The following is a 14,098-nucleotide window of genomic DNA, read 5'->3' on the forward strand; positions in this document are numbered from 1 at the left end:
TGGGTCGAGTATTTCTCTGGACGCAAGCTTGAGGTTCTTCTCGTGCCTGATATGAAGCTTTTTGCTGGTAACGCCATCCCGGAACTAGCACAACGTATTGCCAACCGTTTGTACACCAGCCTTGGTGACGCCGCCGTCGGTCGCTTTAGCGATGGCGAAGTCAGCGTGCAAATCAACGAAAATGTCCGTGGTGGTGATATTTTCATCATCCAGTCCACCTGCGCACCGACCAACGATAACCTGATGGAGCTGGTTGTCATGGTTGATGCTCTGCGCCGTGCTTCTGCTGGACGAATCACCGCGGTAATCCCCTATTTCGGCTATGCTCGCCAGGACCGTCGCGTCCGCTCCGCTCGTGTGCCTATTACGGCAAAAGTTGTTGCAGACTTCCTTTCCAGCGTTGGTGTTGACCGCGTTCTGACGGTTGACCTGCATGCTGAGCAGATCCAGGGATTCTTTGATGTGCCGGTAGATAACGTATTTGGTAGCCCGATCCTGCTGGAAGACATGCTGCAGCAAGATCTGGATAACCCGATCGTCGTCTCTCCGGATATTGGTGGTGTCGTTCGCGCTCGTGCCATTGCGAAACTGCTGAACGATACGGATATGGCCATCATCGATAAACGTCGTCCTCGCGCCAACGTTTCTCAGGTGATGCATATCATCGGTGACGTCGCGGGTCGTGACTGCATCCTGGTGGATGACATGATTGATACCGGCGGTACGCTGTGTAAAGCCGCAGAAGCGTTGAAAGAGCGCGGAGCGAAACGTGTGTTTGCTTACGCTACTCACCCGATCTTCTCCGGCAATGCTCACGACAACATCAAAAATTCTCAGATCGATGAAGTGATTGTCTGCGATACCATCCCGCTGGCTGATAACATCAAAGCGCTGCCGAATGTGCGGTCGCTGACATTGTCAGGCATGCTGGCTGAAGCCATTCGCCGCATCAGCAACGAAGAGTCCATCTCTGCCATGTTCGAACATTAATCGTTCACGTCAGTGATGTAAGAAAATGCCATCGGTTTTCCGATGGCATTTTTGTTGGTTCAGTACGACGTTGACGTGCGCTTAGGGAAGACGTTCTCTTCGACGGCAGCGTTTATCGAAATGCTTCACCCACCAATAGCGGTCAGACACCGAATCTCTCCCGCCGATACGTGCGCCGATAAGCCAGACGATCGCGCCGGAAAATATTCCCATCAGATCCAGATAGCGGCCCGAGCCCAGCAGGTGCCAGCCCGGTAGTTGGCTGATAATGGCGTAGGCGACGCTGGCGACCATCAGCACAAGGCCGACGCTCATCAGCAGATTTCCTGTCATTACGGCATGTTTGCGTCTCATATCCACCTCCTGTAAAGGTTTGACAGATAACGGGGATGTCCTGGCGGTCCCTCTTATTACTCAAAATTATAGGCGCTGGGCTATTCTCCGTTGCGTACGCGATCACAGAAAATGAATAAAAAATAGTCACTTTGACGACAATTTCTTTTCGGTGCTCAGACAAATGACGGCTTTGTGCCCCTCACGGCGGCAGTGATATTGGTGATCCCCTCCCCCGGCGTGTAAACTAGCGAGCCTGTTATTTGTCTCTGACTTCAGCGTTACTGGCGTAACGCCCTATCTGGAAAAGTATCGTGAGCAGTATCAAACTGATTGTGGGGCTGGCGAATCCGGGTGCTGAATATGCATCTACCCGCCATAATGCGGGCGCCTGGTATATCGACCGTCTGGCTGAATCCCACCGCCAGCCGCTCAAAGAAGAAAGCAAATTTTACGGTTACACATCGCGCCTGACATTAGCTGGGCATGACGTCCGTTTGCTGGTACCTACCACCTTTATGAACCTCAGCGGCAAGGCCGTAGCGGCGATGGCGACGTTTTACCGCATCCAGCCTGATGAAATTCTAGTCGCACATGACGAGCTGGATCTGTTACCCGGTGTCGCCAAACTCAAGCTGGGTGGCGGCCACGGCGGTCACAACGGCCTGAAAGACATCATCAGCAAGTTGGGGAATAACCCGAATTTTCACCGACTGCGTATCGGCATTGGCCATCCGGGTGACAAAAATAAAGTCGTTGGTTTCGTTCTGGGCAAGCCGCCCGTCAGCGAACAGACCTTGATCGATCAGTCTATTGATGAAGCTTTGAGCTGCACCGACATCATGATGCGAGAAGGCATGGTCAAAGCGATGAATCGGCTGCATGCCTTCAAGGCATCTTAAGGTTTGACGGGGTCAATCGCATAACGCCCCTGCATTTGTGTATAATTGGGCGTCATTTTCATATTCAAACAGGCTGTTGCATTAACAGTCTGATTAACAAGTTATTTAAGGTGATATAAACATGGGATTCAAATGCGGTATTGTTGGGCTGCCTAACGTGGGTAAATCCACCCTCTTCAACGCGTTGACTAAAGCAGGTATTGATGCGGCCAACTTCCCGTTTTGTACCATCGAACCGAACACCGGCGTCGTACCGATGCCGGATCCGCGTCTGGACAAACTGGCCGAGATCGTTAAACCGCAGCGTACCCTGCCCACCACGATGGAGTTCGTGGATATCGCCGGTCTGGTTAAAGGCGCCTCTAAGGGCGAAGGTCTGGGCAACCAGTTCCTGACCAATATCCGTGAAACTGAAGCGATCGGGCATGTTGTTCGTTGTTTCGAAAACGACAACATCATCCACGTAAACAACAAAGTCGACCCGGCTGACGATATCGACGTCATCAACACCGAACTGGCGTTGTCCGACCTGGACACCTGTGAACGCGCTATCCACCGCATCCAGAAAAAAGCCAAAGGCGGCGATAAAGACGCTAAAGCTGAGCTGGCTGCGCTGGAGAAATGCCTGCCGCAGCTGGAAAACGCCGGTATGCTGCGTGCCATTGACCTGAGCGACGAAGAAAAAGCCGCGATCCGTTACCTGAGCTTCCTGACGCTGAAACCCACGATGTACATCGCCAACGTCAACGAAGACGGCTTCGAAAATAACCCGTATCTGGATCAGGTGCGTGAGATTGCCGCGAAAGAAGGTTCAGTCGTGGTTGCGGTTTGTGCCGCCGTTGAAGCGGATATCGCCGAGCTGGATGATGAAGAACGTGACGAGTTCATGGCAGAGCTGGGACTGGAAGAACCGGGTCTGAACCGCGTTATTCGTGCAGGCTATGAGCTGTTGAGCCTCCAGACTTACTTCACCGCTGGAGTAAAAGAAGTCCGTGCGTGGACCATCCCTGTCGGCGCGACTGCCCCGCAGGCCGCCGGTAAGATCCACACCGACTTCGAAAAAGGCTTCATCCGTGCCCAGACCATCGCTTATGAAGACTTCATCACCTACAAAGGTGAGCAAGGCGCTAAAGAAGCCGGAAAAATGCGTTCAGAAGGTAAAGAGTACATCGTGAAAGACGGCGACATCATGAACTTCTTGTTTAACGTCTAAATAAAACTTGCTGTCTCATGAGGTTTCGCTGAATCTCAGAAAAACGGTAAAACTCTATAAAATCCACGCAATTGCGTGGATTTTTCATTTCACAATGTCTCAATTCATCTCGTAACAACGCTGTCAAAAATGAGTACATGGATGAGTACAACATTCTTCCATCTTCATTTTAAGTGAGTACAATAATGGTATAATAAATAAACAAGGCTCCGTTATGCTCACTGATACGCAATGCCGCACTGCCAAGCTGGACTGCCCCAGCCACGGTAGACAATCCTGCCCTATATTTTGAGCATAGGAGGAGCGTATGGGCACACCACGATTTACACCTGAATTTAAGGAAAAGGCCGTCCGGCAGATCACTGAGCGTGGCTATTCCGTTGCTGAAGTTTCCGACCGCCTGGGTGTCTCCGCACACAGCCTCTACAAGTGGCTACGCGCCATAAAACCTGATAATAGCGAGCAGCAGGTGTAGTCCCTCCGGTTTTTAGTGCTGTAAGCATCCCGGTAAACCAAACCATTCACTTTTAGAGATCTTCCGACATACTGATTATGTCCCCTTAAGGAGATCGCCATGCGTAAAGCCCGATTTACTGAGCACCAGATCATCGCCGTCCTGAAGTCCGTCGAAGCCGGGCGGACCGTCAAAGACGTCTGCCGCGAGGCCACGATTTCTGAAGCCAGCTATTACAATTGGAAGGCGAAATATGGCGGTATGGAAGCTGCTGATATCAAAAAAATCAAAGATCTTGAGGACGAGAATCGTCGTCTCAAACAGATGTTCGCCGACCTGAGTCTGGAATGTCGGGCACTGAAAGACATTATTGAAAAAAAGCTTTAAAACCAGCGATAAAGCGTGAGCTTGTCAGCTATCTGACGACGCAATTTTCGATGAGCTTACGCCAGGCGTGCAGGACATTATCGTTGAGCAGGACGGTGTATTTTTACCAGCCCGATACCCGCCGGGATGAGCCCGTGATCCAGGCGCTAACAGAAATGGCTGAGCGTTATCCACGGTATGGCTTTAAGAAACTGTTCCTGGTGCTGCGCAGGCAGGGCAACGCCTGGAACCATAAGCGAGTTCATCGAATTTACTGTCTATTAAAACTGAATTTTCGCCGCAAGGGAAAACAACGTCTGCCGGTACGCAACCCGGCACCGCTGGCAACGCCGGAGGCGCTGAACCAGAGCTGGTCTATTGATTTTATGCATGATGCACTGGTCTGCGGCAGACGTTTCAGAACCTTCAATGTGGTGGATGATTTTAATCGCGAAGCGCTGGCGATAGAAATCGACCTGAATATTCCGGCACAGCGTGTCGTCAGAGTGCTGGACAGGATCGTGGCCAGTCGCGGATATCCGCTGAAGATGCGGATGGATAATGGGCCTGAGCTGGTCTCACTGACGCTGGCACACTGGGCTGAAGAGCATGGTGTGATGCTGGAGTTTATTAGTCCGGGGAAACCGACACAGAATGCCTTTATCGAACGTTTTAACCGGACATACCGGACAGAAATCCTGGATTTTTACCTGTTCAGAACGCTGAATGAAGCACGGGAAATCACAGAGCGCTGGTTGACTGAATATAATAGTGAGCGGCCCCATGAATCCCTGAATAACCTGACACCGGAAGAATACCGGCTGATGGCTGAAAAACCGGAAATCTCAAAAAGTGCGTGGAACTAAAACAGGTGTGCTTACATTGGGGCATCTATAACACTGAGTAGTTCAGGGCTAGTGTTGTAGTTACTTCCATGGTGAGATATTTTGATTGCATCAAACATCATGACCTCTCCTTGAGACTTCAGTCTCCGGACCTCCATCAAAATATCTTCTGCCAATGCATCTGCAAGCATTAATAATCGAATTCCATCTAGTTCGATAATAGTTGCAATAGAACTAGCATTGGTCGGTGAGTCATCCGGTTTATATATCTCCTCAAGGCTTTTATTGCACCCGGCAGATATGAGGATTTCTCCTTTTGCCTTCACTTTATTGCTGTGCTCAAAGTTAAGCTCAAAAGCATCGTCAATAGCTTGGTTTGTGCCTACAGGCCCCGTAAAACCATAGCGCCTTAAGTCTCGTTGCCAAGATTTAATTAAACTGTTCAATCGAGCTCTTGACGGTGTAAGTACCCTTACTAAACCATCTTGAAATTGCTTAAGTTGCACGGAGTCGGTACAAATGCTTTGTGTGCCATCCGTTCGATTCCACACATACCCTCCAGCTTTGATCAAAGTTGCTAATGTCGAACCTTGCCTGGCGCTGATCTCATTAAAGCCAGGGAGGGAACTGAACTCTTTCGGATGACCTCGCTTAATAATGGCGTCAATCACTTCAAGGTCTTCAGGTGGTAGAGCAGTTTGATTTACTGAAGTTGAATCGCCACAGGTTTAACAGACACCTCAGAGTCATTTAAGATGGCTTAAAGAGAGGTACCTATGAGCGCTAAGCGTTATCCCGAAGAGTTTAAAATTGAAGCAGTGAAACAGGTTGTTGATCGTGGTCATTCTGTTTCCAGCGTGGCAACACGTCTCGACATCACCACCCACAGCCTTTACGCCTGGATAAAGAAGTACGGTCCCGATTCTTCCACTAATAAAGAACAGTCAGATGCTCAGGCCGAGATCCGCCGTCTCCAGAAAGAGCTGAAGCGGGTTACCGACGAACGGGACATATTAAAAAAAGCCGCGGCGTACTTCGCAAAGCTGTCCGAATGAGGTAAACAACCATTTCTGGCCTGTTCGCCTGCTCTGTCGGGTGCTGGATGTGCATCCGAGTGGATTTTACGCCTGGCTTCAGCAGCCGGATTCACGGCGGCATCATGCTGATCTGAAGCTGACGGGGCAGATAAAGCAGTTTTGGCTGGAGTCGGGTTGTGTTTATGGTTATCGAAAGATCCACCACGACCTGCGTGATACCGGACAACAGTGCGGAGTTAACCGTGTCTGGCGACTGATGAAACGTGCCGGGATAAGGGCTCAGGTTGGGTACCGTAGCCCAAGGGCACGCAAGGAAGAAGCCAGTATCGTGACGCCCAACAGGCTCCAGCGGCAGTTCAACCCGGAGGCACCGGATGAACGTTGGGTGACGGACATAACCTACATCCGGACCCACGAAGGCTGGCTGTATCTGGCTGTGGTTGTTGACCTGTTCTCGCGTAAGGTGATCGGCTGGTCAATGCAGCCCCGGATGACAAAAGATATTGTCCTAAATGCACTTCTGATGGCCGTGTGGCGACGCAATCCTCAAAAACAGGTGCTGGTTCATTCCGATCAGGGCAGTCAGTACACCAGCCATGAGTGGCAGTCGTTCCTGAAATCACACGGTCTGGAGGGTAGCATGAGTCGTCGCGGTAACTGTCACGATAATGCGGTTGCAGAAAGCTTTTTCCAGCTGCTGAAACGTGAGCGGATAATGAAAAAGCTCTACGGAACGCGGAAAGAAGCCCACAGCGATATTTTTGATTACATCGAAATGTTTTATAACAGTAAACGACGGCATGGTTCGAGCGATCAGATGCCACCAACTGAATATGAAAACCAGTATTATCAACGACTCGGAAGTGTCTAGATTATCCGTGGCGATTCAAAGTGGCTTGCAAAGCCTTGTGACAAAAGCTCTAGTGTCCATATTCATTTTTGGTAAGTGCAATAGCGGTATCACAGCAAAATTGACGTTCGTCCTTTTAGGTAATTAATACATGGTCTGCGTCGGCCTGACCACTATTTCGTTTACATCCACATTATCCGGCTGTTCAATAACGTATCTTATTGCACGGCCAATATCGTCTGGTTGCAGTGAAATTGCTCGGTAGTTTCTCATCGCTTCTGCAGCGGTTGGGTCGGTGATGCTATCTGCCAGTTCACTTCTGACCACCCCTGGATTTATGCAGGTCACCCGAAGCTGATTATTTTCCTGACGCAAACCTTCGGAAATAGCTCTCACCGCAAACTTAGTAGCGCAATAGACTGCAGCGGTTGGTGACACCGACAGGGCACCGACTGAAGCAATATTGATAATATGCCCCGATGAGCGCTCCAACATGGATGGAAGTACCGCTGCAATGCCATACAGCACGCCTTTGATATTTACATCGATCATTTGATCCCATTCATCCACTTTCAGCGAGGCCATCAGCGACAGTGGCATGATGCCAGCGTTATTGATTATCACATCTATCCTGCCCCACTTCTCCAGCGCGAAGGTGGCAAATTTTTCCACAGAGCTGCGGCAGGTCACGTCCAGTTTCATGATCTCAACTTCTGTTCCTTTAGAACGCAACTCCTCTGCCAGTGTGGATAAACGCTCTTCGCACCGGGCACCCAACATTAATACAGCATCAGTTTTTGCTAATTCTCGCGCAATTCCTTCGCCAATGCCGCTGGATGCTCCGGTAATTAAAATCACTTTACGAGTCATATATTCTCTCCTGTTCTCGTAGTGCTGGAGATATTATCCCGGCGAGTCTATAAAGATAATCCGCCTATCACTTAACGGGCTGGTAACGGTGACTAAACAATGACGGTTGATAAAAATGCTCTTGAGGTGTTTGTTCTTGTGGCGCAAACGCGTAATTTCCGTATAGCGGCGGAGCAGTTGGGGGTAACGCGTTCGGCAATCAGCCAAACGTTAAGACGGCTTGAAGATCGACTGAATATTTCCCTGATGCAACGAACAACACGCAGTATTAATCTGACAGAAGCAGGAAAACGCCTTTATGCGGATGTCGCTCCTGCGATAGAAAAATTAAATACGGCAGCAATAGATATCACTGATCAAGCAGCAGAGCCGTGTGGTCAGTTACGGCTGGCTATTTCCTCGATTGCCGAAAGGATTATTCGTGGGAAATTACTGGCAGATTTTATTTCCGCTTACCCGGATGTCGAATTAGACATTACCATCACCGATGAAGAGTTCGACATCGTGGAGCAAGGTTATGATGCCGGCGTACGGCTTGGGGAGATCATTGCACAGGACATGATTGCAGTACCAGTTTCAACCATGCAGCGGCAGGTCGCCGTAGCATCTCCTACCTATATTGCGCAACATGGCGTCCCACAACACCCAAATGAACTGGTCCATCACCGTTGTATCGGCTGGCGAAAAGGCCCTGATATTTCGCCTTATCGCTGGGAGTTTGCCGAGCAGGGGCGCGACTTTGACTTAAACGTCAAACCTCAGCTTACCACTAACGATATGGGGGTGATGATCCGTACTGTATGCGCCGGCGGTGGGATTAGCTTTGGTATGGAGGAGACTTTTGAACCCTATATTACGCGTGGCGAACTGGTGACAGTACTGGACGCGTGGCTACCGACTTTCCCTGGTTTTTATCTTTATTTTTCCAACAGGAAAAATCTGGCCCCAAAACTCAGAGCCTTTATCGATCACGTGAGGATATAAGAATTCTAATATCTAAATTGGCATGCTTCGATAAATATCCCGAAAGCCATTATTACCACCAAGCTTAACAAGAGGATCTTACCTCCTCTCCTCTCTCATAGCAAACCGGTGATACCAGAACTGCCTTGACATATTCTGACCTAACGTCGAGGCCTCTCTGCTGGTGCTGGTGCAAGCATGTCTTGAGATAATATTTCCATCGAGAATACGAGCTTCTTCACCGCTCTTGGCAGAGCCGCAGTGCATATTAATAACGACTGCCCCGCCCATCACATTTTCGCTCCGAGAAATGTGATGGGCAGACATGGGTCTTTCCCACCCCGTTTACCTGAACAGAAGAGAAGAAAGCCCTATAACCATAACAATACACATAATGACTTGAATTAGTGCAACTAAAAATGCAATAGCGCCCAACGCTGTGATTTTTCTGCGAAGAATGAATGTCAGACCGGACAAAACGGCACATGACAGGGTGGCTAGACTGGCCCCATAGATCACCAGACACTTCGACTCTCTTAAAATAAGAGGTAGTCTTGGAACTATGTTTAATACCAGTCAGAACGATAAGATGGTTGACGTGTTATCAGGGCCTGAACGGCGTCGCCGCCGTACTCCGCAGGAAAAAATTGCCATTATTCAGCAGACTATGGAACCCGGTATGACCGTGTCTCATGTCGCGCGCCTGCATGGCATCAATGCAAACCAGATATTCAAATGGCGCAAGCAATATGAAGACGGCTCGCTGACGGCTGTTGCATCGGGCGAGGAAGTAGTGCCGGCCTCCGAGCTCGCTGCCGCCAATAAGCAAATCCGCGAGCTCCAGCGCCTTCTGGGCAAAAAGACGATGGAAGCCGAGATCCTTAAAGAGGCCGTGGAGTTCGGTCGGGCAAAAAAATGGATTGCGCATGCGCCCTTGTTGCCCGGGGACGACGACTAACCGACGTCTGCCGGAGTATTGGTGTGTCGCGTGCGCAACTGAGCATCAGGGTTCACCGGCCTTCTGACTGGCAGGATCGCAGACGGCAGCCCCGTTCTGACGATACCACCGTATTGTCCCGGATAAACATGGCGGTGGCTGACCTGCCGACGTATGGTTATCGCCGTGTATGGGCGCTGCTGCGACGGGAGTCGGAGCGGGACGGCCTGCCTGTGGTTAATGCGAAGCGGGTGTATCGCATTATGAGAACGCATAATCTGCTTCTTGAACGTAAACCCGCTGCTCCTTGCCGTAAGCGGGCCCATAAGGGGCGCGTAGCAGTAGCGGAAAGTAACCGGCGCTGGTGCTCAGATGGCTTTGAGTTCCGCTGTGATAATGGCGAAAAGCTGCGGGTGACCTTCGCGCAGGACTGCTGCGACAGGGAGATCATTGACTGGGCAGCGAGCACCGGAGGCTATGACAAAGAAACGGTGCAGGATGTCATGCTGGGTGCGGTGGAAAAACGCTTCGGAAGGCAGTTGCCAACAGAGTCGCTGGAGTGGCTGACGGATAACGGTTCAGCCTACAGGGCTCATGAAACGTGGGCGTTCGCCCGGTTGCTGGGACTGGAGCCTTGCACGACAGCAGTGCGAAGCCCGGAAAGCAACGGCATGGCAGAAAGCTTCGTGAAGACGATAAAACGGGACTACATCAGCATCATGCCGAAACCGGACAGCCAGGCAGCGGTGATGAATCTGGCGGTGGCGTTCAGTCATTACAACGAACATCATCCGCATAGTGCACTGGGATATCGCTCACCACGGGAATATATACGCAGGAAGTTATCGCAACCGTAAGAGAGCAAAAACGTCTGGATATATAGGGTCAAATCCAGTGGCTTTAAGTATATAGCACAGTGGTATCAGAAAGACGTGACCTGTGTGCACCCCTGCCATCCCGATGAGGCCAATAAAAAAACCTCCGCAGAAACCCCATCCCCAAAACGTCATTGGCAAGCTCAACTGCCCAGTTACAAGTTTCTTAAACACAATTACATCTCTTGAAAAGTATTCATTGATCATCAATAACTTCATTATCCGAAATATTACTTCAATCCCAGTGAAAGGCAGCTATTCCGGACTAAATTGAATACCAGCGCAGCTTTGTGCTAGCCAGTTTTTATCTTTAAGCCTCTAGACAAGCTAAAGTTCATCATCTGACGACGATGCGGAACCACATTTCTCACACGCATATAGCTTAACGTTTAGTAATGCTTTGAGGGCACATCCGGAAGTGTAGGTTCTCCCACTGAGCGCTAAGGCCCGTATTATCCAGTTCCCCCAACAAACTCCCCATCTACTTGCTTCATCCCCGGCAAATTGTTTTACAAGCTGAATGGCTATCTGCACGCAACTGTTCAAACACTGATGCAGTTACCTAGAGCTGTGCTCCGGTCTTAAACAGAACCTTCGCCAGGCAGAACGCTTAGCAGCCCTCCTAATTACATGAATCAATGCTGCTTACTCGGGCTCGAAGAGGCCATCCATTGGTTCAAGGCATTCGGCGGCAGCGGTTTTGAGAACAAATAGCCCTGCACTACCGGGCAATCCAACGCAATCAGCAATCGGCGCTGTTCATCCGTTTCCACCCCTTCAGCCACCACCATCAAATCCAGACTACGCCCAATACCAATGACGGCATGCACCACCGAACGCAGCCGGTTTTGCTTTCCGCACTGGTCGATGAAACTGCGATCGATTTTAACTTCCGTGACAGGAAGGTTGGCGAGGCTGGACAGGCTGGAGAAACCGGTGCCGAAGTCATCCACCGACAGTCCGACGCCCAACGCGCGTATGCGGTTTAGGATATCCAGCGTTTCATCCGTCAGCGCCATCATCAGGCTTTCAGTGATCTCGATGGTCAGGTTCGACCCCGCAAGCCCGTAGGTCTGTAGCTGACGAGCCACATATTCAGGAAGATCCGGATGATTAAAGTTGTATGAGGAGAGGTTCACCGACACCACCGGCACACGAATGCCTTCCGCCCGCCACGCGGCCATTTGCCGGCAGGCTTCTTCCAACGCCCAACGCCCGATGTGATCAATTTCGCCGATATCTTCCGCCAGACGAATAAACCGGTCGGGCGGCACATCGCCGAACTCAGGGTGATGCCAGCGAGCCAACGCCTCGACGCCAAACAATTTTCCACTACGCGTGCACACCTGAGGCTGGTAATGCAGGTGTAACTGACGATGCGCCAAAGCCGTCTTGAGCGCAGCTCCAAGCAATAGTCTCTCACGCGCCAGCACGTTCATTTCGGCGCTGAAAAAGCGGAATACGTTACCGCCAGACTTTTTGGCCTTGTACATGGCGTTCATGGCATTCGTCAGCAGCACTTCTCGCGTGGTGCCACCTTCGGGATACTGGCTGATACCGAGGCTGGCCGATAAACTCAACCGGTGACCGCTGATTTTTATCGGCTCTCGTACAATGCTGAGGACCTGGCTCGCCAACGCTGATGCCCTTGTGACGTCAAAATTCGGCATGATGATGACAAACTGGTCGGTTTCGGTACGGCTGATAAACTCGTCCGAACGTATCCACGACTGCAAGCGGTTCGCCATCGCCACCAGCACCTGATCGCCCGCTGCGTGCCCAAACATGTCGTTAATGTCTTTGAAATGGTCCAGATCCAGATTAAAAAAGCCGATCTTCTGGCTGGATGAGGTGAGCAAATCATCCACATGGCAATGCATGTAGCTGCGATTCGGTAAGCCAGTGAGCGCATCAAATCTGACGACGCGAGCCATCTGCTGCCGGTTCTCTTCCCGTTCAATCGCCAAAGTGCATAAGTGGATACTTGCGTCGGCGATATGTTCAAGAAAGGTGTTGGGTTTTAACCCTTGCCGAAAATAGAAGGCGAAAGTTCCCAGCACCCGGCCGTCGCGCTGTTTAATAGGATAGGTCCAGCAGGCGCGCAGGCCATGCGGCAACATTTGATGTTTATAAGGCGCCCACAGAGGGTCGGTTTCAATGTCATCCACCATCACCTGTTCACCTCTGAACGCGGCCGTACCACAGCCCGCGACGCCCTCGCCTATTTCTACGCCTTCCCAGTCAGGGCCGTAAGAATCATGAAAACTGGGCGCGGCCCAGGGGCGCAGCTTGTTGTCTTCCACCCGACAGACAGAAACAAGAACCCCCGGCACAATCGATTCGATACGGCGACATAAAAAATTACCGAGTTCATTGAACGACAGACTGCTGGTCAACGCTTCCAGCGCATCGCGCTCTAAATCCTGAATCAAGCGCTCCTCAGTGACATCCGACAACACGACGACATAGTTTTTAATAAGCTCGTGGTTTCGCTCGTCAACAATAGGATTGACGGAAAAACGTACCCAGACATCTCGACCGTCTTTGGTCAGCGTCAGGATGTCGCCATGTACGCCCAGCCAGTCCTGAGTTTTCTTTCGCAGTTTATCCACTAACGATTTATCTGTGCGTGGACTGGCCAGCAGTTCGCTCGGCCCTTTGCCGATGGACTCTTCGACCGTATAGCCAAACAGGGAGGTAAATGCCCGGTTGATCTGAACAATTCGTCGAGACGCATCCAACACGCAGACGACACGGTCAGTGTTGTTGATCGCCAGCAACAGTAATCGCGTTTCTTCCCGACGGGCGACCTCATCCGTCACATCACGCGCGATTGCCATGAAATGGATGCGTCCGTCGACATCGACTTTAGACAGGAAGAACTTTGCCCATAGCTGTTGTCCATCCCGTTTTTCCATGAGGATTTCACGGCTCATCGCTTCCGCTCGAGGCGAGTTTCCCTGGCGGTTTCTGCGGATGTAGCGGGTATGCACTTCCCGCATGGCCTTGGGCAACAGCGGGCGCATATGTTGGCCGAGCACGTCTTCGCGAGGGTATCCCCACAGTCTTTCTGCGGCCGCATTAAAAAACAGGACGCGGTCGCACTCATCAATTAGGACGACGGCTAGCATCGTCTGCTCCAAAGCTGGTAGCAATATGTGATAGTAATCAGCGACCGGACCTTCCATCTTCATCGATATATCCTCCATGCAGATGGGTTATCCGTTCCTTTTGCGATAAGTTCATCTGCAGCAATCTCAATTTTTAAGCAGCCCTAGGCACCAGGTAAACTGCATGGGTACACAAATGGATATTTGCGCCGCCGTCATGGCCGGTCACCGACAGTGCTCATGTCAGGGGTCTTCATCAGGAAAACCAGAAATGACGGGAAACATAAACTCCGGCCTGGGTTTTTGTCTTATCGGCACCACGGAGCAAACATTGAACATTTGCTCCAACTCAT

Annotated in this window: 11 protein-coding genes and 1 pseudogene; 8 read left to right on the forward strand and 4 right to left on the reverse strand. The window is 50.9% G+C overall.

Features of this window, described 5'->3' with window-relative positions; translation table 11 throughout:
* The first annotated feature begins 42 nt into the window (after positions 1 to 42).
* Entirely contained in the window at positions 43 to 990 is a 948-nt protein-coding gene (gene prs, locus CKQ53_RS14040; RefSeq protein ID WP_139824065.1) for a ribose-phosphate diphosphokinase, read from the forward strand.
* An 81-nt stretch (positions 991 to 1,071) separates the two neighbouring features.
* On the opposite strand, the gene ychH is transcribed toward prs, so the two are convergent.
* On the reverse strand, positions 1,072 to 1,344 hold the full coding sequence (gene ychH / locus CKQ53_RS14045) for a stress-induced protein YchH (RefSeq protein ID WP_085652036.1): 273 nt from the start codon (positions 1,342 to 1,344) through the stop codon (positions 1,072 to 1,074).
* Positions 1,345 to 1,637: 293 nt separating this feature from the next.
* Here ychH and pth point away from each other — a divergent pair, with 293 nt between their 5' ends.
* From pth to CKQ53_RS14070, 4 genes and pseudogenes are all read left to right on the forward strand, one after another.
* On the forward strand, positions 1,638 to 2,225 hold the full coding sequence (pth, locus tag CKQ53_RS14050; RefSeq protein WP_085652037.1) for an aminoacyl-tRNA hydrolase: 588 nt from the start codon (positions 1,638 to 1,640) through the stop codon (positions 2,223 to 2,225).
* 121 nt (positions 2,226 to 2,346) lie between these two features.
* A complete protein-coding gene (ychF, locus tag CKQ53_RS14055; protein WP_094118754.1) occupies positions 2,347 to 3,438 on the forward strand; it encodes a redox-regulated ATPase YchF in 1,092 nt (363 codons plus the stop codon).
* Positions 3,439 to 3,745: 307 nt separating this feature from the next.
* Positions 3,746 to 3,904 (forward strand): annotated as a pseudogene (locus tag CKQ53_RS14060) (transposase); the annotation flags it as partial.
* A gap of 108 nt (positions 3,905 to 4,012) precedes the next feature.
* A protein-coding gene (locus tag CKQ53_RS14070; protein WP_118894719.1) for an IS3 family transposase occupies positions 4,013 to 5,124 on the forward strand; the annotation gives its coding sequence in 2 pieces (ribosomal slippage) (positions 4,013 to 4,274 and positions 4,274 to 5,124; 1,113 coding nt in all).
* An 11-nt stretch (positions 5,125 to 5,135) separates the two neighbouring features.
* On the opposite strand, the gene CKQ53_RS14075 is transcribed toward CKQ53_RS14070, so the two are convergent.
* On the reverse strand, positions 5,136 to 5,774 hold the full coding sequence (locus CKQ53_RS14075) for a ComEC/Rec2 family competence protein (protein ID WP_244200954.1): 639 nt from the start codon (positions 5,772 to 5,774) through the stop codon (positions 5,136 to 5,138).
* Between the two features lie 105 nt (positions 5,775 to 5,879).
* Between CKQ53_RS14075 and CKQ53_RS14080 the strand changes: the two genes are divergently transcribed.
* Positions 5,880 to 7,011 (forward strand): IS3 family transposase gene (locus tag CKQ53_RS14080; RefSeq protein ID WP_409359777.1). Its coding sequence is split into 2 segments (ribosomal slippage): positions 5,880 to 6,130 and positions 6,129 to 7,011, totalling 1,134 coding nucleotides; the frame shifts between segments, so codons are not numbered across the junction.
* Positions 7,012 to 7,134: 123 nt separating this feature from the next.
* Here the strand turns inward: CKQ53_RS14080 and CKQ53_RS14085 are convergent.
* Positions 7,135 to 7,860 carry an SDR family oxidoreductase gene (locus CKQ53_RS14085; protein ID WP_094118916.1) on the reverse strand — a complete coding sequence of 242 codons (726 nt, stop codon included), beginning with the start codon at positions 7,858 to 7,860 and terminating at the stop codon, positions 7,135 to 7,137.
* A 99-nt stretch (positions 7,861 to 7,959) separates the two neighbouring features.
* Between CKQ53_RS14085 and CKQ53_RS14090 the strand changes: the two genes are divergently transcribed.
* Both CKQ53_RS14090 and CKQ53_RS14095 read left to right on the forward strand, forming a co-directional pair.
* On the forward strand, positions 7,960 to 8,844 hold the full coding sequence (locus tag CKQ53_RS14090; RefSeq protein WP_118895117.1) for a LysR family transcriptional regulator: 885 nt from the start codon (positions 7,960 to 7,962) through the stop codon (positions 8,842 to 8,844).
* A gap of 568 nt (positions 8,845 to 9,412) precedes the next feature.
* Positions 9,413 to 10,617 (forward strand): IS3 family transposase gene (locus CKQ53_RS14095; RefSeq protein WP_100053542.1). Its coding sequence is split into 2 segments (ribosomal slippage): positions 9,413 to 9,731 and positions 9,731 to 10,617, totalling 1,206 coding nucleotides; the frame shifts between segments, so codons are not numbered across the junction.
* A gap of 653 nt (positions 10,618 to 11,270) precedes the next feature.
* On the opposite strand, the gene dosP is transcribed toward CKQ53_RS14095, so the two are convergent.
* On the reverse strand, positions 11,271 to 13,829 hold the full coding sequence (dosP, locus tag CKQ53_RS14105; RefSeq protein ID WP_085652044.1) for an oxygen-sensing cyclic-di-GMP phosphodiesterase DosP: 2,559 nt from the start codon (positions 13,827 to 13,829) through the stop codon (positions 11,271 to 11,273).
* Between the last annotated feature and the right edge of the window lie 269 nt (positions 13,830 to 14,098).

Source organism: Lonsdalea britannica (assembly GCF_003515985.1).
GTDB classification, from domain to species: Bacteria; Pseudomonadota; Gammaproteobacteria; order Enterobacterales; family Enterobacteriaceae; genus Lonsdalea; species Lonsdalea britannica.